Annotated in this window: 19 protein-coding genes; 11 read left to right on the top strand and 8 right to left on the bottom strand. The window is 61.7% G+C overall.

What is annotated here, in order from left to right; translation table 11 throughout:
- Window positions 1–49: 49 nt before the first annotated feature.
- Genes GA829_RS26465 through rsmA form a run of 3 tightly spaced genes read left to right on the top strand, consistent with a single transcriptional unit; the run spans window position 50 to window position 2,863 of the window.
- The gene (locus tag GA829_RS26465; protein WP_195175526.1) at window positions 50–985 is read left to right on the top strand and encodes a peptidylprolyl isomerase; all 936 of its coding nucleotides are present in this window, start codon (window positions 50–52) and stop codon (window positions 983–985) included.
- Window positions 986–998: 13 nt separating this feature from the next.
- The gene (pdxA, locus tag GA829_RS26470; protein WP_195175527.1) at window positions 999–2,027 is read left to right on the top strand and encodes a 4-hydroxythreonine-4-phosphate dehydrogenase PdxA; all 1,029 of its coding nucleotides are present in this window, start codon (window positions 999–1,001) and stop codon (window positions 2,025–2,027) included.
- Complete coding sequence (gene rsmA / locus GA829_RS26475; RefSeq protein WP_195175528.1) at window positions 2,024–2,863, top strand: 16S rRNA (adenine(1518)-N(6)/adenine(1519)-N(6))-dimethyltransferase RsmA; 840 nt, start codon at window positions 2,024–2,026, stop codon at window positions 2,861–2,863. Before pdxA ends, rsmA begins: the two co-directional genes overlap by 4 nt.
- A 23-nt stretch (window positions 2,864–2,886) precedes the next feature.
- Here rsmA and gmk read toward each other — a convergent pair whose 3' ends face one another.
- From gmk to fabD, 7 genes are all read right to left on the bottom strand, one after another.
- A complete protein-coding gene (gmk, locus tag GA829_RS26480; RefSeq protein WP_195175529.1) occupies window positions 2,887–3,543 on the bottom strand; it encodes a guanylate kinase in 657 nt (218 codons plus the stop codon).
- 3 nt (window positions 3,544–3,546) lie between these two features.
- Window positions 3,547–4,437 (bottom strand): YicC/YloC family endoribonuclease, encoded by an 891-nt coding sequence (locus tag GA829_RS26485; RefSeq protein ID WP_195175530.1) that lies wholly within the window; start codon window positions 4,435–4,437, stop codon window positions 3,547–3,549.
- 110 nt (window positions 4,438–4,547) lie between these two features.
- Window positions 4,548–5,816, bottom strand: coding sequence for an endolytic transglycosylase MltG (gene mltG / locus GA829_RS26490; RefSeq protein WP_195175531.1), 1,269 nt, complete (start codon window positions 5,814–5,816; stop codon window positions 4,548–4,550).
- 102 nt (window positions 5,817–5,918) lie between these two features.
- Window positions 5,919–7,181, bottom strand: coding sequence for a beta-ketoacyl-ACP synthase II (gene fabF / locus GA829_RS26495; protein WP_195175532.1), 1,263 nt, complete (start codon window positions 7,179–7,181; stop codon window positions 5,919–5,921).
- Window positions 7,182–7,215: 34 nt separating this feature from the next.
- A complete protein-coding gene (locus tag GA829_RS26500) occupies window positions 7,216–7,452 on the bottom strand; it encodes an acyl carrier protein (RefSeq protein WP_006203723.1) in 237 nt (78 codons plus the stop codon).
- A 211-nt stretch (window positions 7,453–7,663) separates the two neighbouring features.
- The gene (gene fabG / locus GA829_RS26505) at window positions 7,664–8,401 is read right to left on the bottom strand and encodes a 3-oxoacyl-[acyl-carrier-protein] reductase (RefSeq protein ID WP_195175533.1); all 738 of its coding nucleotides are present in this window, start codon (window positions 8,399–8,401) and stop codon (window positions 7,664–7,666) included.
- Between the two features lie 60 nt (window positions 8,402–8,461).
- Window positions 8,462–9,403 (bottom strand): ACP S-malonyltransferase, encoded by a 942-nt coding sequence (gene fabD / locus GA829_RS26510; protein ID WP_195175534.1) that lies wholly within the window; start codon window positions 9,401–9,403, stop codon window positions 8,462–8,464.
- A 255-nt stretch (window positions 9,404–9,658) separates the two neighbouring features.
- On the opposite strand from fabD, the gene GA829_RS26515 reads away from it, so the two are divergent.
- Window positions 9,659–11,587 carry an LTA synthase family protein gene (locus tag GA829_RS26515; RefSeq protein WP_195175535.1) on the top strand — a complete coding sequence of 643 codons (1,929 nt, stop codon included), beginning with the start codon at window positions 9,659–9,661 and terminating at the stop codon, window positions 11,585–11,587.
- 45 nt (window positions 11,588–11,632) lie between these two features.
- Here the strand turns inward: GA829_RS26515 and GA829_RS26520 are convergent, their stop codons facing one another.
- Entirely contained in the window at window positions 11,633–13,288 is a 1,656-nt protein-coding gene (locus tag GA829_RS26520; RefSeq protein WP_195175536.1) for a pilus assembly protein, read from the bottom strand.
- Window positions 13,289–13,746: 458 nt separating this feature from the next.
- On the opposite strand from GA829_RS26520, the gene rpsF reads away from it, so the two are divergent.
- The 7 genes from rpsF to GA829_RS26555 all read left to right on the top strand — a co-directional run bounded on the left by rpsF (window position 13,747) and on the right by GA829_RS26555 (window position 19,974).
- Window positions 13,747–14,247, top strand: a complete 501-nt coding sequence (rpsF, locus tag GA829_RS26525) for a 30S ribosomal protein S6 (RefSeq protein WP_195175537.1) — start codon at window positions 13,747–13,749, stop codon at window positions 14,245–14,247.
- Window positions 14,247–14,495 (top strand): 30S ribosomal protein S18, encoded by a 249-nt coding sequence (gene rpsR, locus GA829_RS26530; RefSeq protein ID WP_006203718.1) that lies wholly within the window; start codon window positions 14,247–14,249, stop codon window positions 14,493–14,495. The genes rpsF and rpsR overlap by 1 nt, the downstream gene beginning before the upstream one ends.
- A 218-nt stretch (window positions 14,496–14,713) precedes the next feature.
- Entirely contained in the window at window positions 14,714–15,286 is a 573-nt protein-coding gene (gene rplI, locus GA829_RS26535; RefSeq protein WP_195175538.1) for a 50S ribosomal protein L9, read from the top strand.
- A 175-nt stretch (window positions 15,287–15,461) separates the two neighbouring features.
- The gene (locus GA829_RS26540; protein ID WP_195175539.1) at window positions 15,462–16,766 is read left to right on the top strand and encodes an SAM-dependent methyltransferase; all 1,305 of its coding nucleotides are present in this window, start codon (window positions 15,462–15,464) and stop codon (window positions 16,764–16,766) included.
- An 82-nt stretch (window positions 16,767–16,848) separates the two neighbouring features.
- Complete coding sequence (locus tag GA829_RS26545; protein ID WP_195175540.1) at window positions 16,849–17,172, top strand: YnfA family protein; 324 nt, start codon at window positions 16,849–16,851, stop codon at window positions 17,170–17,172.
- A 3-nt stretch (window positions 17,173–17,175) separates the two neighbouring features.
- On the top strand, window positions 17,176–18,147 hold the full coding sequence (locus tag GA829_RS26550; RefSeq protein ID WP_195175541.1) for a small ribosomal subunit Rsm22 family protein: 972 nt from the start codon (window positions 17,176–17,178) through the stop codon (window positions 18,145–18,147).
- Between the two features lie 336 nt (window positions 18,148–18,483).
- Complete coding sequence (locus GA829_RS26555; RefSeq protein WP_195175542.1) at window positions 18,484–19,974, top strand: replicative DNA helicase; 1,491 nt, start codon at window positions 18,484–18,486, stop codon at window positions 19,972–19,974.
- Window positions 19,975–19,980: the final 6 nt, after the last annotated feature.

Raw genomic sequence — 19,980 nt, forward strand, 5'->3', positions numbered from 1 at the left:
TTGACCTGATACAGGGATGGACTTGGGTCGATATCGGGGTGGAATTGGGATGATTTCGATGCGGAAATACCTCTTTTCGGCAGGATTTGCGCTGCTTGTGGCGGCGACATCTGTCTCGTTCACTGTCATGACGCCGCCGGCCTTCGCCAGCGAGATCAAATATGTCATCAACGATATCCCGCTCACCTCCGGTGACATCGCGCACCGCGCGGCATTTCTGAAGCTGCAGCACAAAAAGGGCGATGCCGCCCAGGAAATGATCGATCAGACGTTGCGTCTGGCCGAAGCGAAACGCCTCGGTATCCGTATCAGCGACGCGCAAGTCGAGGCCGCCTACCAGCGCTTTGCCTCAAGCAACAAGATGCAGCTCAACCAGCTCGATGGCGTGATGGAGAAGTCCGGCGTTACCAGGGACCACTTCAAGGAATTCATTCGCGCGCAGATGGCTTGGAATCAGGCTCTGAGCGCACGCTACCGATCCGGCGATGGCACTGGCGCGGTCAGCGAACAGGACATCGTGAGGAAGATGCTCGAGAAGGGCGGCGCCAAGCCGAGCGCCACCGAATACATGCTGCAGCAAGTCATCTTCGTCGTGCCGGCGGCCGAACGCAATGCGACCCTGGCCAAGCGCAAGCGCGAGGCCGATGCCATGCGCGCCCGCTTCAACGGCTGCAACACGACGCGCGAATTCGCCAAGGGCCTGATCGACGTCACAGTTCGCGATCTGGGCCGGGTCCTGGCGCCGCAATTGCCGCCTGACTGGGCTGAACAGATCAAGGCGACCAAGGTGGGTGGGGCAACTGTGACGCGCGCGACCGACCGCGGCATCGAGTTCATCGGCATCTGTTCGTCGCGCGAAGTATCCGACGACAAGGTCGCGCAGATGGTGTTCCAGGGCGAAGGCTCCGGGGACAAGAATGCTGACGAGCTCAGCAAGAAATATGTCGACGAGTTGAAGGCGAAAGCCCGAATCGTCAAACGCTGAAATCGGCACGAACGTGGGGAATGCAGGGGTTTCGTTGGCGCTAAGCGTCGGCGATCCGTCCGGCGTCGGGCCGGAGATAGCGCTTGCTGCCTGGCAGGCACGCGACGATGCCGCCTTACCACCGTTCTATCTTCTCGCGGATCCCGCACTGGTTACCGCGCGGGCGCGCCAGCTTGGCATTTCAGCGCCGATCATCGAGACGACACCAGAACTTGCAGCGGGGCTCTTTTCGCGTGCCCTGCCCGTTGTTCCATTGGATGCACGCTTCGTCGACAGCCCCGGCCGACCAGATCCGGCCAATGCCGCCGGCACCATAGAGGCCATAGACCGCGCCGTCGCGGACTGTCTCGCCGGCAAGGCCGCCGCGGTCGTCACGTGCCCCATCGCCAAGAAGCCGCTCTACGATGCCGGCTTCCGTTTTCCCGGCCACACCGAATACCTGGCGCATCTCTCGGCACGTCACAGCGGCGTCGAGGTGATGCCGGTGATGCTGCTTGCTGGTCCCGACCTGCGCACGGTTCCGGTCACCATCCATATCGCGTTGGCCGAGGTACCGAAGGCGCTGACCACCGAATTGATTGTCGCCACCGCACGTATCACCGCCGCCGATCTCGCCAACCGCTTCGGCATCGCCAAGCCCAGGCTTGCCGTGGCGGGCCTTAACCCGCATGCCGGTGAAGGCGGCTCGATGGGCCTTGAGGACGAGCGCATCATCCGCCCGGCGATCGACAGTCTGCGCGCCGAAGGCATCGACGCTTTCGGGCCGCTGCCCGCCGATACCCTGTTCCATGCTCGCGCGCGGACCAGCTATGATGTGGCGATCTGCATGTATCACGATCAGGCGCTGATCCCGGCCAAGGCGCTGGCCTTCGATGAGGCCGTCAACGTCACGCTCGGCCTGCCGTTCATCCGCACGTCGCCAGACCACGGCACGGCTTTCGACATCGCCGGCAAGGGCTTGGCGCGGCCCGATAGCCTGATGGCCGCGTTGCGGCTTGCCAGGCAGTTGGCCGATATTGACAAGAGGGCGGCTAGCGCATGAGCATCGACGGGCTGCCGCCGCTTCGCGAAGTGATTGAGCGCCATGGGCTGCAGGCGAAGAAGGCGCTCGGCCAGAATTTCCTGCTCGACCTCAACCTCACCGGAAAGATCGCCCGCACCGCCGGCGACCTGTCCAACACAACCGTGATCGAAGTCGGCCCCGGCCCCGGCGGGCTGACCCGCGCACTGCTGTCGAACGGTGCGCAGCGCGTCATCGCCATCGAACGCGACGAGCGTTGCCTCGCCGCGCTTGCCGAAGTCTCCGACCATTATCCAGGCCGGCTGGACGTCGTTTCCGGCGATGCGCTGAAGACTGATTTCGCGGCACTTGCCGGTGAGGCATCCAGAGATGGCAAGCCAGTGAAGATCGTCGCCAACCTGCCCTACAATATCGGCACCGAGTTGCTGGTGCGTTGGCTGACCATCAGCGACTGGCCGCCGTTCTACACCTCGATGACCTTGATGTTCCAGCGCGAGGTGGCCGAGCGCATCGTTGCGCCCGCCGGTAGCGACAGTTATGGCCGGCTGGGAGTTCTTGCCGGCTGGCGGACAGAGGCGAGGATCGCCTTCGACGTGCCGCCGCAGGCCTTCACGCCGCCCCCCAAGGTAACCTCTTCTGTGGTGCATCTGGTGCCGCGCGCCGCTCCCCTGCCCGCTGATGTGAAGAGACTGGGACGCGTCACCGAGGCAGCCTTCGGCCAGCGCCGCAAGATGCTGCGGCAGAGTGTGAAAAGCCTTGGTGGCGAGGCATTGCTCGAACGTGCCGGCATCGATCCGACGCGGCGCGCCGAAACGCTCAGCGTCGAGGAATTCGTGCGGCTGACCAACGCTGTGTAGCCCTTTCCCGATCGGAGAAGGCTTCAGCTCGTCTTTTCATCCAGCAGGCTGGAGATGAAATCGAACAGGCCTGGACGGCGGTCACGACGCAGCCGTTCGGCGACGACGATGCCGCGCACCTCGGCAAAGGCACGATCAAGATCGTCGTTGACGATGACGAAGTCGTATTCCTTCCAGTGCTCGATCTCGTTGCGGGCGTTCTTCAGCCGCGTCTCGATCACAGCCTCCTGGTCCTCGGCGCGGCGCTTCAGCCTCGCCTTCAATTCCTTCATCGATGGCGGCAGGATGAAGATCGAGACGATGTCGGCACGCATCTTTTCCTTAAGCTGCTGGGCGCCCTGCCAATCGATGTCGAACAGCATGTCGCGGCCTTGCGCCAGCGCCAGTTCGGCTGGCTCGCGCGGTGTCGCGTAGCAATTGCCGTGCACTTCGGCCCATTCGAGCAGCGCATCGGAATCACGCAGCCGCTCAAACTCGCGCATGGTGCGGAAATGGTAGTGAACGCCTTCGATCTCGCTGCCCCGGCGCGGTCTCGTCGTGACCGAAACCGACAGTTCGAGACTGGAGTCGCTTTCCAGCAGATTGCGCGCGATCGTCGACTTGCCGGCGCCGGACGGCGACGACAATACGAGCATCAGGCCCCGGCGGCGGATGCGGGACCCCAAATCCTTGGCAACCATTGGCTACTCCAGATTCTGGACTTGTTCACGAAACTGGTCGACCACCGCCTTCAGGTCCAGCCCGATGGCGGTGACCGCGGCAGCGTTCGACTTCGAACACAGCGTATTCGATTCGCGGTTAAATTCCTGTGCCAGAAAATCGAGCTTGCGGCCGATGGCGCCGCCGCCCTTGAGCAGTGCTCGGCCTGACGCAACATGCGTCTTCAACCGGTCGATCTCCTCGCGAATGTCGGCTTTGGTGGCCAGGAACGCTGCCTCCATGTGCAGCCGGCTGGCGTCCAGATTGGCGGACGCGTCCATCAACAACCGAACCTGTTCGGCGATACGCTCACGGATTGCCGTCGGCTCGCGCGATGGATCCGCCTCGGCACGCAAAGTCAGCGCCTCGATGGCATCGATATGGCCCAACAGCAACGCCGCCAATGCCGCGCCTTCGCCAAGCCTCGCTTGTTCCAGCCCGTTAAGCGCCTGGTCAAGCGCGGCGGTGATCGCTGCATCGAGCGCCGCCCGTGCCTCTTCCGTTTCGATGGTTTCGGGAATGTCGAGAACACCGCGCAGGGAAAGCAGCCCGTCAGCCGTGGCCGGGGCGGCGCCGAACTGCTCCTGCAGCCGCTTGGCGAGCCCGGCCAAGTCCTTCAGAAAGGCTTCGTTGACCACCGGTTGCGCCTGAGCGCCAGCGGCACGGCCAATGGTCAGCGTCGCCTGGAAATTGCCCCGGGCGAACCGCTTCTGGATCGTCTGCCGGACCGCCGGCTCCAGCCGTTCAAACCCCTGCGGCAGACGCAACCTTATCTCGACGCTCTTGCCGTTGACGGACTTCACTTCCCACGCGATCGACGTGCCGTCATGCTCGGCCACCGCACGCGCAAAACCGGTCATGCTCTGCAAATTCATAGTGCTCAAATACCCCCTGCACGCGATCCCCGCAAACCGAAGCGATTTGCGGAAAGGATCACACGCGGTGTGAAAAATCAAAGTGCCTTATATCACGCCGCGGTTCGGCGTCACTGGGCAGTGGTGGTCCCGGCGTCGCCATCGCCGCCGTCATCGCCAGTGCCATCATCCGGCTTGTCAGCAGCGGCGCCAGCCTTATCCGCGCCCGCCTTGTCGGCGGCGGGCTTGGCAGCCTCCGCCTTGGCGGCATCATCGGCCTGCTTTTTCTGCAAGGCGCGATAGCGCGCGACATTCTCATTGTGCTCGTCAAGCGTCGCCGCGAAGACATGCCCACCTGTGCCATCGGCGACGAAATAGAGATCATCGGTCTTTGATGGATTGGCGACAGCCTCAAGCGCCGCACGGCCTGGATTGGCAATCGGCGTGGGTGGCAAGCCGTTGATGACGTAGGTGTTGTAAGGTGTCGGTTTCTGGATGTCCGACTGGTAGATCGGCCGGTCGGCAGGCTTACCCTTGCCGCCGAACAGACCATAGATGATGGTCGGATCGGACTGCAGGCGCATGCCCTTGGCCAATCGGTTGATGAACACGGCGGCAACGCGCGAACGCTCGTCGCCCTTGCCTGTTTCCTTCTCGACGATCGATGCCAGCGTGACGAATTCTTCAATGTTGGCCAATGGCAGGTCCGGCGCACGCCGCTGCCAGACGTCGTCGACCAGTCTCTTCTGATCCGCCAGCAACTTGTCGACCATCTGCTGGCGCGTCGCGCCACGGGTAAAGCGCAGCGTATCGGTGGCAAGGCTGCCCTCGGCGGGAACGGCGGCCGGCATGTCGCCGCTCAACGCGCCCTCCTCGGCGATGCGCTGCAGTGCCTGCTCGACCGTCAGTCCCTCGGGAATGGTCAGCGAATACATCACCGACTTGCCGCTCTTCAGCAATTCCATGATGTCGCGCATGGACGCTTTCGGCTTGATCTCATACTCGCCGGCCTTCAGCGCGGAGTCGTTGCCAAACGCACGGACGCCAAGGCGAAACACCCGGGCGTCGCTGATCAAGCCACGCCGTTCGAGCTGGTCGGCGATGTCCTGGACGCCGGTGTTGGGCTTGACCAGGAAGGTGTCGCCATTGGCCGATGGGCCAGCTTCGGTGAATTCCTGCTTGCCGAAATAGAGTGCGACGCCGGCGGCCAGAACCATCAGCATCACCGAGGAGATGACGAAGTTCATGAACACGACGACCTGGCTGCGCGAAGCACGCGAGCGCTTCGGCGGCGGCGTTCCAGCTTCGGGACGCAGCGCCTCGTTGGCCGTCTTCGGCACGATCGGGCCCGACGTTGGCCGTTGCCCGAATTCTCCGTTGCCCGCCGGATTTGTGTTCATTGCGCCCTACCGTTCGATCTCTCAACGAATCCCCTGCGGCAGAGTAGGGGTGAATATGGCAAAATTGACGACACGGCGGGGCTGCGCCGGTCGGCAGGCCAGCTAACCATTGTAGCGCTGGAAAACCAGCGAAGCGTTGGTGCCGCCAAAGCCGAAGGAATTGGACAGCGCAACGTCGATCTGACGGGCACGCGGCTTGTTCGGGACCAGATCGATTGCGGTCTCGCGCTCGGGATTGTCGAGGTTGATGGTCGCCGGCGCGATATTGTCACGGATTGCGAGAATCGAAAAGATCGCCTCGGCAGCCCCCGCGGCACCCAGCAGATGACCAATGGACGACTTGGTCGACGACATCGAAATTTTGGATGCGGCGTTGCCGACCAACCGCTCGACGGCGCCGAGCTCAATTGTATCGGCCATGGTCGAGGTACCATGTGCATTGATGTAGTCGATATCGGCGGGCGTCAGCTTGGCGCGATTCAGCGCTGCTGTCATGCAACGGAAAGCGCCATCGCCGTCTTCAGCGGGTGCCGTGATGTGATGTGCGTCGCCAGTGAGGCCATAGCCCGTCACCTCGGCGTAGATCTTGGCGCCGCGCGCCTTGGCGTGTTCGAGTTCCTCGAGCACGACAACGCCGGCGCCCTCGCCCATGACGAAGCCGTCGCGGTCGCGGTCGTAGGGGCGTGATGCCGTCTGCGGTGAATCATTGCGCTCCGTCGACAGCGCCCTGCATGCGGCGAAGCCGGCGATCGACAGCCGCGTCACCGGCGCTTCGGCGCCACCCGCGACCATTACGTCGGCATCGCCCCACATGATCAGCCGGGCAGCATCGCCAATGGCGTGCGCGCCGGTTGAGCAAGCGGTAACGACGGCATGGTTCGGGCCTTTCAGCCCATGCCGGATCGAGACCTGCCCTGAGACCAGATTGATGATCTGGCCGGGGATGAAGAATGGGCTAATGCGGCGCGGACCGCGCTCCTTGAGGATCATCGCGTTCTCAGCGATGCCCTCAATGCCGCCAATACCGGAACCGATGAGTACGCCGGTTGCGCACTGTTCCTCGTGGGTCTTCGGTTCCCAGCCGGAATCCTTCAGCGCTTCATCGGCGGCCGCGATCCCGTAAAGGATGAAGTCGCCGATCTTGCGCAGTTCCTTTGGCTCGAGCACGGCCTCTGGATTGAAGGTTGCGTTGCTGCCGTCACCGCGCGGGATGACGTGGGCGATCTTGCAGGCAAGATCATCCACCTCGAACTCGGTGACGCGCTTGGCAGCGCTGCGGCCGGTCAGAAGTTCCTTCCAGCTGTGCTCGAAGCCCATGCCGAATGGTGACAGCAACCCAAGGCCCGTGACGACGACACGCCTCATCGCAGGTTCTCCCCGGTGATGACTGCGGAAAGTGTCAGGCCGAAGCCTTGTCGATGTACTTCACGGCATCGCCGACGGTGAGGATGGTCTCTGCCGCGTCGTCAGGAATCTCGACGCCGAATTCTTCTTCGAAGGCCATGACGAGTTCAACCGTGTCGAGGCTGTCCGCGCCCAGATCATCGATGAAGCTTGCCTGTTCGGTCACCTTGTCGGCATCAACGCCAAGATGCTCGATGACGATCTTCTTGACGCGCTCTGCGGTGTCACTCATTTTGGGCATCCTCGTCTTTTGTTTGTCTGTCTTCGTTAGCGGGCAGAATGCCGCTAATCAAGCTGAAAGATGGTCCTGCCTGAAACGCAACGGCAACAGACCGGTTTTTGCCCGAACCGCCGGGTTGCGGGCCGCATTACACGAAAATTGGCTAAGGTCCAAGACGAAATGGTCTCTTTTCACAGGGTACCGCAATGCCTTGGAACATGGTTCAGATCATCGCCATGCCGCCATTCACATGAATTGTCTGGCCGGTGACATAGGCGGCTTCGTTGGAGGCGAGATAGGCGACCGCGGATGACACTTCGGCGGTGGTGCCCATGCGGCGCGTCGGGATCGCAGCCATGATCGCCTCTTTCTGCTTGTCGTTGAGCTTGTCGGTCATTGCCGATTCGATGAAGCCCGGAGCAACGCAGTTGACGGTGATGTTGCGCGTGGCGATCTCTTGCGCCAGCGATTTTGAAAAGCCGATCATGCCGGCTTTGGAGGCGCAATAATTCGCCTGTCCGGGATTACCGGTGACGCCGACCACTGAAGTGATGTTGATGATCCGGCCATGGCGGCGGCGCATCATTGGATGGGTGAGTTCTCGGGTCAGCCTGAACGCGGCGGTCAGATTGACTTCAAGCACCGCGTCCCAGTCGGCATCCGACATACGCACGAACAGCCCGTCCTTGGTGATGCCGGCATTGTTGACCAGAATGTCGACGCCCTCGAGATCAGCCTCGGCCTTCTGGCCGAGCGCCTTGACCTCGTCGCGGTTCGACAGGTTGGCCGGAAACAGCTTGACCCGGTCGCCGAGTTCCGCCGCCAGCGTCTCCAATTTCTCGATGCGCGTGCCGTGCAGGCCGACGATGGCGCCCTGCGCGTGAAGCACTCGTGCGATCGCCTCGCCAATGCCGCCTGATGCGCCGGTGACGAGCGCCTTGCGGCCGGTCAATTCGAACATTTTTGTCTCCTGATTGAGAAGAGAACACCCTTTACAGGGATGGGATCAAATGGCGTTGGATTATGCAAGTGTTGCCAATGCGGCCTCGACCTCGGCCGCGGTGCCGACCGCGCTGGTGGCGATGTCGCGGTTGATGCGGCGCGCCAACCCGGAAAGCACCTTGCCTGCGCCGATCTCGTAAAGCGAGGTGACGCCATTGGCACCAAACCATTCCACGGTCTCGCGCCAGCGTACCCGCCCGGTGACCTGCTCGACAAGGCGACGGGCGATCTCATCGGGATCGGTCGACGCTGTGACGGAAACATTTGAAATGACCGGAACCACCGGCGCGTTCTTTGTCACACCGGCCAGTGCCTCGCACATCACGTTCGCGGCCGGCGCCATCAGGGCCGAGTGGAAAGGCGCCGACACCTGCAGCATCAAGGCACGCTTGGCGCCCTTTTCAGTGCATAGCTTCGCCGCCAGTTCGACCGCGGCCTTGGCGCCAGAGATGACCAATTGACCACCGCCATTGTCGTTGGCGACCTGGCAGACCGAACCCTTGGCGGCTTCAGCGCAGGCCGCTTCGACATCGGCATGCTCCAGCCCGATGATCGCCGCCATGGCGCCCTCGCCCGCCGGAACCGCCGCCTGCATGGCATTGCCGCGAATTCGCAGCAGCCGGGCGGCATCGGCGACCGAGACAAAACCAGCAGCGGCCAGCGCCGAGTATTCGCCCAGCGAATGGCCGGCGACATAGGCAACCTTGTCCTTTAGCGAAAAGCCTCCCGCTTCCAGCGCCCGGACAGCGGCCAGCGAAACCGCCATCAAAGCCGGCTGCGCGTTGGCGGTCAGTGTCAGCGTTTCCTCCGGTCCTTCCCACATCAGCTTCGACAGGTTTTCGCCGAGAGCATCGTCGACTTCCTGAAAGATAAGGCGCGATTCCGGAAAGGCGTCGGCGAGGTCCTTGCCCATGCCGACAGCCTGGCTGCCCTGTCCCGGAAAGGTGAATGCGATGGCCATGTTCGGCTCCAACGGCTGGTTTTTCCTGCCTGTGACGCAAGGCAGGCAACCAAGTCAAGCCCGGTGTGAACTCACTTCAGGCCGCGATCACCCGCCGAGTATCTGTTCCTACAGGCTTTTTCGCGATCACTCATGATGAAAATCGAACACGATTCGTTTGCTGGCTCTTCTCATTTTCGCTACAGGCGCTAGCTTTTCGTGACAGTTCAATGACAATCGCGTGACATTTTTGTTGCGGACCGGGGAATCCACAAGGTGGCTAAGAGTTTGAAAGGTGCCCGCAAGGCCGCGCCACAGTTCCTGGAGGACGATCCGTCCACCGGCTATTTGCCCGGCAAGACCTGGCCGACCCTGCGTTATGGGCTGGTAAGCCTGCTCGCTTCCGCCATTCTGGTGTTTGCCATCGAGTGGATCGTGCGTGGTGATCTTCTCGGCACCGTGTCGTTCTTCTTCCAGCCCTTCAAGCCGGGCTGGACCACGATCGTGGTGTTCGCACTGATCCTGATCGGTCTTGATGCCATACTCGGCCGCAGCCACCAGGGCCTGATGATCGTGGCGCCGCTGACGCTGTCGCTGGCTTTTGTCGGCCACCAGAAGTCGCTCTATCTCGGCGATCCGCTCTATCCAACAGACTTTCTCTATGCCCGGCAGATCGTTGCCCTGTTGCCGCTGCTGGTTCGCGACCGGCCGATGACCGCCATGGCCATGGCTATCGGCATCATCGGCGGATTGTCACTGCTGATCTATGGCTGGCGGCTCTGGCGCCGCAAGGTTCCCGCGCTCAGCCGCAAAGGCCGCCTTGCGCGGTTGACGCTGGCCGTGCCGCTGCTCGCATTCTTCGTTTCGATCATGGACTACGCCACCTTCTCATGGACCCGGGATCGGCTGCAGATCATTCCCATTATGTGGGACCAGAAGGAAAATTACGCCTCCAACGGCTTCGCGCTGGCCTTCGCCCTCAATGTTCCGATGGCTCATGTCTCGGCACCGGCAGGCTATTCCGACAAGGCGATCGCGGCCATCGACAGGACTGAAGTGACGGCCTCGGTACCCGATCAAAAGCCCGATATCATCATCGTCATGAGCGAGTCCTTCTGGGATCCGACCAAGCTGCCCGGTGTCGTCATTACCCCCGACCCGATCCCCAATGCGCGCTCGCTGCGGTCAGGCTCCATGTTTTCCCCCGAGTTCGGCGGCATGACCGCCAATGTCGAGTTCGAGGCGCTGACCGGATTTTCCAATGCCTTCCTGCCGGCGGGCAGCATTCCCTACCAGCAATATGTCCGCGCCCCGGTGCCGTCCATGGCGACATTCCTGAAGAGCCAGGGTTACGAGACGCGCGCCATTCACCCAGGCACGAGTTGGTTCTGGAATCGCACGCCGGTCTATGCGGATTTCGGCTTCGATGATTTCAAATCGGAGGAAAATCTGCCGCCGCTGGAAAAGCGCGGGCCGCTGGCATCGGATGCCGCGATGACCGACGAGATCATTCGCGAAGCCGACGCCACCGACGATCCGTTCTTCTTCTTCGCCGTCAGCCTGCAGAACCACGGTCCTTACGAGCCCTACCGCTACGACAACCCAACCCACAAGGTTCACGCGCTGACCAGCCAGTGGGCGCGAGACTCGCTGCTCTCCTACGCGGAGGGTGCATCCGACGCCGACAAGGGACTTAAGCGCCTGGTCGAGTGGGCGAAGAACCGCTCGCGACCCACCGTGATCGCCTTTTTCGGAGACCATCTGCCGCCGCTTGGACCGGTCTATGTGGAAACCGGCTTCATGTCCGACAATGTCGCGCCGCGCAAGGAGCCATCGACCGAGGCGGCACTGCTGCACCATGAGACCCCGCTGATTGTCTGGTCAAACAAGACCGGACCAGCCGAGGACATGGGCGCGGTCAGCCCCGCCTTCCTGCCCTATCACATCCTCAAGACCGCCGGCATCACGCACCCTTACTACACCGGATTTCTTGGCGAGATGCGCGAGCGCTACAGTGTCGTCGACCGCAATCTCCTGTTGACGCCGGAGGGCCAGGCAACCCCGGACTGGGCCCGGCAGAAGGCGATCGACCCGGCGATCCGCGATTTCCGCCTGCTGCAGTACGATATGATGTTCGGCAAGCGCCTTGGAGCGCCTGATTTCTTCCCCGAAACGGTGGACAAGCTGGTCGCCCATACCAGTTGAACGACGCCGAGCGGGACCGCGTGGGTGCCGCTTCGGCATTCCTTCTCAATTCGTCAATTGCAGCCTCGAGAACTTGTTGGCGATCTGCAGGAAGACGTTGGGCAGCTTGGCCGGATCATTGACCGCGTAGTAGTCGCTCGGATTGGAGGCGCAGGCGCTGTAAAGTGTCCGATTGGCCGCGGTGTCGGATTGTAGCACCATCGTGTAGATTTGAACGCCTTGGTTCTTCAACTGCGTGCAGACACTCTTCGTCCAGCCGTCGACGTTGCGCGCCGCGGTTGCCTGGTTGTCCGAGCCGAAACGCCCCCCCGCAAGATAACCGTAGGACGTGTAGTCGGATTTGGTCGCCTCGTTGCTGGCGCCGTAAACGACATTCTCGCCGTCCGTCAGCAACATCACGATCTTGCTGACGCCAGGGGTCTTCCATGCCGCGCCGTCGGTGTAAGGCGCCGCCGGCGACAATACCCGCATGCCCCAGGACAGCCCCTCCGAGACATTGGTGCCCGAACCGTTCCATTCGGTCATCTGACTGGCTGCCTTGCGCAACTTGTTGAAGTCGTCGGTCAAGGGAACGACAGGCGTCGGACAGGCACGATTTGGGCCGACCGTGATCGCGGTAGTCGTCTCGGTGATGAGCTTGTTGGCGGGCGCGACATATTTCGCCACCTTCTCAAGATCCGCGCCGAGCAGCAAGTTGACGACCGAGCCAAGGAGACCACTCAGATCGATACCGAGAATATTGACGCCCGATTGGGCAAGCTTGTTCTTGTCGCTGACGTCGTCGAGATAGGAATTGTTGTAGCCGGTGGACGAATTTCCATACGAGCCCGACGGCTTCGTGGCGTTCGCCGGATCATCGGGCGCGAAATATGGCACGAACAGCGTGTCGGGCCTGGACGGATCCGGCGACGCATCGGAGATGTTGTATGCGCCCGGCCGGGCCTCGACGCAGCCTTTCCATCCAGTGCCGTTCCAGCCTGTGCGTTTGGCGACCGGCACATCTTGTTGAAGTTGCTTGAACAGCGCCATGTGGTTGGGGCGCTTGCCGTTGATCACCGGGAAATTGACGCCGTTGGTGGACGATTTGCCGTCCATGTCGATCCACGACGGGTCGAACCCGTCGCCGTCGACATTGACCGCGGTGACGAATGGCACCAGGGAGGCGCGAATCTTGCGCGTTGGCGATTTCATGCCCTCAAGGGAATTCAGAAGCGAGTCCGTCGCTGTCCTCAGTGCCGTCATGCGCGCGCCGGCCATCGAACCGGTGTTGTCCAGAACCAAGACGACTTCGAGCTGATCGTTTGATTCGACGGCCGCGGTGTCGACCGTGATGTGCCTTTCGTTGCCGAACAGGAAGGCGAAGTTCAAATTGACGTCCGCCGAGGCGACCGCCTTTGTCTTGATATAGTTGATGCCCTTGTCCACCGTCAGCGTTGCCTGCGCATTGCCGAGTTCGCCATGCCCGGCGATATTGGCCTGGAAATACCGGTCGAATGCATCGTTGCGGGTGATGTCCAGATCGCCGAGATGCGATGAAGCCAGGCTTGCGGCATCGAGCGCATTTTGCAGATTGCCCTTGGCCCGCATAATAGTCGAGACGTCGGTCGCGAAGGCGGCGGCTGTCAGGATAGCCGGCAGCCCCAGTCCCATCATGAGTGCGAAGTTGCCGCTTTTCGAGTGCCAGAATTTCTTGAGAAGCATCCTTACCCCCGGGAAATGCTTGCCGCTTTTGTGCGGGCTATCCCGGCTTCTGCGCCCGCGATGGTGAACCGAGCGTTGATGGATGGGTTCAACCGCGCACAACCTGACATTGTGGTTAAGAGCCGGTTGCGGGAAAATCGCAAAAGAATCTCGATCGGAAGCAGCTGGCGCCACCTCGCCTGTGACTTCAATTGGGGTCTTCCCCTTGCCTTCCCGCCCGATTGCTGTATAGACGCCCGCAATCTGCCGGTCCCAGCTGGGGGCTGAACGGAGGGCCGGAGGTTTTCGAAAACCTTTGTGTGAAGCCAGAAGCGCTTCCGCCTCCCGTGTCTCCGCTCTCGACCGTCTCGTCATGCTCTTTCTTCCCCGTGCCCTTTTGGGACCAGCGGGTCAGAGAAGTTGCAGAGGCTTTTGCCGCCGGGAACCGGGAGAGAAACGAAGAAAGGCACTGAACCATAATGGCTCTTTACGAACATGTGTTTCTTGCCCGGCAGGACCTCTCGCAGCAGCAGGTCGATGCGCTTGTCGAACAGTACAAGGGTGTCATCTCCGCGAATGGCGGGTCCGTCGGCCGGGTCGAGAACTGGGGACTGAAGTCCCTCACCTACCGGGTCAACAAGAACCGGAAGGCATACTACACGCTGATGGACCTGGACTGCCCGCCGGCAGCGCTCAACGAAATGGAGCGCCAGATGGGTCTGTCCGAGGACGTGCTGCGTTTCCTGACCATCAAGGTCGAAGCGCATGAGGAAGGCGCCTCAGCCATGATGCAGAAGCGCGAAGAGCGCTCGGAACGCGGCGGCTTCGGCGACCGTGACCGTGGCGATCGTGGTCCGCGCTCGTTCGGCGACCGCGAGCGTGGCGATCGTCCGCCGCGCAGCTTCGGTGGCGACCGCGATGGCGGTGGCGATCGTGGTCCGCGCCGTCCGCGCGAAGGTTTTGAAGGGGGTGCAGAATAATGGTCGACATCAACCAGATCCCGACCCGGCGCCCGTTCCATCGCCGCCGCAAGACCTGCCCGTTCTCCGGCGCCAACGCACCGAAGATCGACTACAAGGACGTGCGTCTGCTGCAGCGCTACATTTCCGAGCGCGGCAAGATCGTGCCTTCGCGCATCACCGCCGTCAGCCAGAAGAAGCAGCGTGAACTCGCCAAGGCGATCAAGCGCGCCCGCTTCCTCGGCCTGCTGCCCTACGTGGTTCGCTAAAGCTTTTAAGAGCGGGCGGCTTGCCGCCCGCTCTTTCTTCACCGACGCGACGGGCGCGTTTGGGTTGAATTCAAAAATCCCGGGTTGAGGCCAAGGCCTCTAACTGCCGCGACAGGCAGGACAGCGACACCAGCGCCAAGGCGCCCAAGCTTCCTGACCTGTTCCAGAGAATTCAGTGCCAACCCGATGAGTTGGTGCCAACTGAAAGGAACAAGATCATGGACGTCATTCTTCTCGAACGCGTTTCCCGCCTCGGCCAGATGGGTGATACCGTCAAGGTCAAGGACGGCTTCGCCCGCAACTTCCTGCTGCCGCAGGGCAAGGCGCTGCGCGCCAATGAAGCCAACAAGAAGAAGTTCGAAGGCCAGCGCGCTCAGCTCGAAGCCCGCAATCTCGAGCGCAAGTCGGAAGCCGGGCAGGTTGCCGAAAAGCTCGACGGCAAGAGCTTCATCGCGGTTCGCTCCGCTGGTGAAACCGGCCAGCTCTATGGTTCGGTCTCGACGCGCGACATCGCCGATCTGTTGACGGCCGAAGGCTTCACGGTCAACCGCAACCAGATCCTGCTCAACCAGCCGATCAAGACCATTGGCCTCACCAATGTGGCAATCGCGCTGCATCCGGAAGTCGAAGTCACGATCACGCTCAACATCGCTCGCACCGCCGATGAAGCCGAGCGTCAGCAGAAGGGCGAGACGCTGACCACCGCCGAAGCCATCTACGGTGACGACATCAACGACAACGCCCGGCCGGAGAACTTCTTCGACCCGAACGAAGGCGACGAAGACGCCTGATGCCCCACAAGCGCCTGCGTGTTCGGACGAACAACAGGCTCTGATCCGGTCCAGTCACTCTGGACCAATGCCCGGGCCTCTCGCCCGGGCATTTTTATGCCAAAAGGAACTTTTCGGCACCCTATATATTTATGCAGAATTAGGCGCCTGTCTGACCGAGAGGGGACATTTGGTCATGAATATTCTGCTCAAACGCGTTCTTGCCCGCCTGGTGCGCACCGGCAATCTCAAGGTAACCGGGCCCAAAGGCACGACAACGGTCTTCGGTGACGGCAGCGGCGAACTTGTGCACATGCACATCAAGACCAGGCATGCCGAGCGCGCCATTACCTTGGATCCGATGCTTGCCGTGCCGGAATCCTATATGGACGGCGAACTCGACATCATTGATGGCGGCGTGCTGGGCCTGATGCGCATTGCTTTCCAGAACATGGGCAGCGGCGGCATCGACGCGACCTGGTCAAAGGCAATCGAGGGCTTGCGGCACGCCTTCCGCCGCTTGCAGCAGATCAATACCGCGTCGCGCTCGCGCCGCAACGTGCAACGCCACTACGATCTGTCAGGCGACCTTTACAGGCTCTTCCTTGATGAGGACATGCAGTATTCCTGCGCCTATTTCGAGCAGCCGGACATGACGCTTGAAGAGGCGCAGGCAGCCAAGAAGCGCCACATCGCCGCCAAGCTGCGGCTAAAGGCCGGCCAGACAGTACTCGACATCGGCTCCGGCTGGGGCGGGCTTGGCCTCTATCTGGCCAAATCCTTCGATGTCGATGTGCAAGGCGTGACCTTGTCAACCGAGCAGCATGGCGTCGCCACCGACCGCGCGCATGCGCAGGGCTTGGAAAGCCGCGTCCACTTCGAGCTCAAGGACTATCGCGAGCTCAACGAACGCTTCGACCGCATTGTGTCGGTCGGCATGTTCGAACATGTAGGCGTCAATCATTTCCGCACCTTCTTCGACAAATCGGCGACACTGCTCAAGCCGGATGGCGTCATGTTGCTGCACACGATCGGCCGCTCTGGCGTGCCGTGGGCGACCAGCGCCTTCATCCGCAAATACATCTTCCCGGGCGGTTACATCCCCGCGCTTTCCGAGGTGATGCCAGCCATTGAGAAGTCAGGGCTTGTCGTCACCGATGTGGAGATCCTGCGCCTGCATTACGCCGATACGCTGAAGCATTGGGGCGAGCGCTTCGCCGCGAACCGTGACAAGGCCAAGGCGATCTATGATGAGCGTTTCTGCCGCATGTGGGAGTTTTATCTAGCTGCCTCGGAAGCTGCCTTCCGCTGGCAGGACCTGGTTATCTTCCAGATCCAGATCGCCAAGAAGAACGACACTTTGCCAATGTCGCGCGACTACATGGCCAAATGCGAAAAGGCACTGGAGATGCGCGACATGGGTCATCGCGAAACGACGTCCGTCAAAAGGGGCCCGGCTGTCAGGCCAGCCCGCCGCCGCAAGGTAGCCGATCAGGAATAGGACCAGCGCCGCCCTATTCTGCGCTTGCCATTGAAAGCCCCTGCCCTGAAAAAGGCCTCGTGATCGTCGCGAGGCCTTTTTCATGACCTATGTCCTCTACAGCACCGCTGCCCTGGCCGAGATCGCCGGCTGTTTTTCGGTCTGGGCGTGGTGGCGTCTGGACAAGTCGCTGCTATGGCTGGCTCCGGGCGTGGTCTCGCTCGTTCTGTTCGCCTGGCTGCTGGCTCTGGTCGACACCAATGCCGCCGGCCGCGCCTACGCCGCCTATGGCGGCATCTACATCGCCGCTTCATTGACCTGGCTGTGGCTGGTGGAGGGCGTGCGGCCCGATCGCTGGGATATTGCCGGGGCTGTACTTTGCATCGCCGGCGCTTCGCTGATCCTGCTCGCACCGCGAGGAGTATGAGCCATGGAACTGCCCGCCCCGCTTCGACAGGCCGTCGACCGCATTCTCGAAAAAGTGCCGCTGCCGGTGCTCAAGCAGGCAGCGAAAACCCTGTCGGACCGCTACCGCGCCGAATTGCGCGACGGCCGGCTGCATATGGCCGAGGACATGGCGGTGAAAGCCTATCTGGCGACGCGATTGCCGGCGACTTACGCCGCGGTCCGCGCCAGCCTCGACGCGTTGAATGAGGCACAGCCGGGGTTTGCGCCCAAAACCTTGCTCGATGTCGGCGCCGGTCCTGGTACGGTACTTTGGGCCACGACTGATCAGTGGCCCGATCTTGAGCAGGCGACATTGCTGGAAGCGAGCAGCGCCGTGCGCAAAGTGGGCGAGACGCTTGCCGCCGACACGATCGCGGCACGCATCGCCTGGCTGGCCGGCGATGTCACCATCGACCTCGCCGATTTGAAGCCAGCCGATCTGGTGACCGCGGCCTATGTGCTGGACGAGATCACGCCGGCATCGCTGCCGAAGATGATCGACCGGCTCTGGCAATTGACGACGGACACGCTGCTGATCGTCGAACCCGGCACGCCGGCGGGATGGCAGCGCATCCTTGCCGTGCGCCGGCAATTGATCGAGGCTGGCGCGCATGTGCTTGCGCCTTGCCCGCATGAGGCGCCCTGCGCGCTCATCCAACCAGACTGGTGCCATTTTGCCCGCCGGGTCGCCCGTTCCCGCCTGCATCGGCTCGCCAAGGACGCCGAAGTGCCGTGGGAGGACGAAAAGTTCATCTATGTCGCAGCTTCGCGACAATTGCCTGCCTCGCGCCAAGCACGGGTTGTGGCGCCGCCAAAGTCCGGATCGGGCAAGGTTTTGCTCAAGCTTTGCCAGGAAGACGGCAGTGCCGGCGAGCGCCTTTTCACCAAGCGCGACGGCGCGGAGTTCAAGCTGGCGAGGCGGCTGGACTGGGGCGACAGGTTTTCCCTGGAATAGCCGGCAGCGGCTGGAGCGAAGCGGCGAGAACCGCCTATCAGCACGCTCTTGAGCTGATGCGCCAGCCGGCCGAACGCCGGGTCATCGAGGCGCGTCTCGGCCACCTTTAAGGGATATCGCCGTATCTAGGCTAGCGCTTGTTTTCTTGTTTTGTTCTCATTATAGATGGGCTAGGCTCGTCGTTTCGATTCGAGTCAATTGTGATTCTTTCCACTGAAAAATCAGGGCTGTGAATCGCGGGCATCAAAGCCTATTGGACAGGCACTGGTGCAGATAAGTCAGCACCGACTTGTCCCGTTCTGATATCGAGAAGCCGGGATCGAAATCGGGGACATCATGGTAGAGGCAGCGCGGAAATTCGGCGTGGCGGAAACACCGCTTTATCGCGAAGCGCCAAACAACATCGAGGCTGAGCAGGCGCTGCTTGGGGCTATCCTCGTCAACAATGACGCCTTCTACCGCGTTTCGGACTTCCTGAAGGCCAGTCATTTCTACGAGCCGCTGCACCGCAAGATTTATGAGGTGGCATCCGAGTTCATACGTATGGGCAAGGCCGCGACCCCGATCACGCTGAAGACCTTCCTGCCGGCCGACGAGAAGGTCGGCGACATGACAGTGGCACATTATGTCGCGCTGCTGGCGGTTGAGGCCGTCACCGTGGTCAACGCCACCGACTATGGCCGCGCCATCTATGATCTTGCGACGCGCCGCGCGCTGATCACCGTCGGCGAGGACATGGTCAACATCGCCTATGACGCGCCGGTGGACATGGCGCCCTCCGAACAGATCGAGGATGCCGAGCGCCGGCTGTTCGAACTGGCCGAGAACGGACGCTACGATGGCGGTTTCGAAAGTTTTTCCGACGCGTTGAAGAACGCCGTCGACATGGCCAGCGCCGCCTACATGCGCGACGGCCACCTGTCCGGAATTGCTACTGGCCTGCGCGATCTTGACCATCGCATGGGCGGCCTGCAGCCGTCGGATTTGATCATCATCGCCGGCCGCCCGGGCATGGGTAAGACGTCGCTGGCCACCAACATCGCTTACAATATCGCTGCCGCGTATGAACCCGCCCAGCAGGCCGATGGCTCGGTCAAGGCCGCCAATGGCGGCGTCGTCGGCTTCTTCTCGCTCGAAATGTCGTCGGAGCAGCTGGCCACCCGTATCATCTCCGAGCAGACCGAAATCCCGTCGTCGAAAATCAGGCGAGGCGACCTGACCGAAGCCGATTTCGGAAAGCTGGTCGCCTACACGCAAGAGAACCACAAGCGCCCGCTCTACATCGATCAGACGGGTGGTATTTCGATCGCGCAGCTGGCGGCTCGGGCCCGCCGCCTCAAGCGTCAGCGCGGGCTGGATTTGATGGTCATCGACTATATCCAGCTCATGCAGGGTTCGTCGGCCAAGGCATCGCAGAACCGCGTCCAGGAAATCACCGAGATCACCACCGGTCTGAAGGCGCTTGGCAAAGAACTGGCCGTGCCGATCATCGCGCTCTCCCAGCTCTCGCGTCAGGTCGAAAGCCGCGACGACAAACATCCCCAGCTGTCCGACTTGCGTGAATCGGGTTCGATCGAGCAGGACGCCGACGTGGTGCTGTTCGTGTATCGCGAGGAATATTACATCAAGAACAAGGAGCCGGAAAAAGGCACGCCAGAGCATCTGGCCTGGGAAACAAAGATGGTCGAGGTCCAGGGCAAGGCCGAAGTGATCATCGCCAAGCAGCGCCATGGACCGACAGGCACCGTCAGCCTTGCCTTCCAGGGCGAGTTTACGCGCTTCTCCGACTTGGCCGAGGAACATCATATTCCAGAAAGGTTCGAGTGATTTCTT

The sequence above is a fragment of the Mesorhizobium sp. INR15 genome, assembly GCF_015500075.1.
GTDB lineage: Bacteria > Pseudomonadota > Alphaproteobacteria > Rhizobiales > Rhizobiaceae > Mesorhizobium.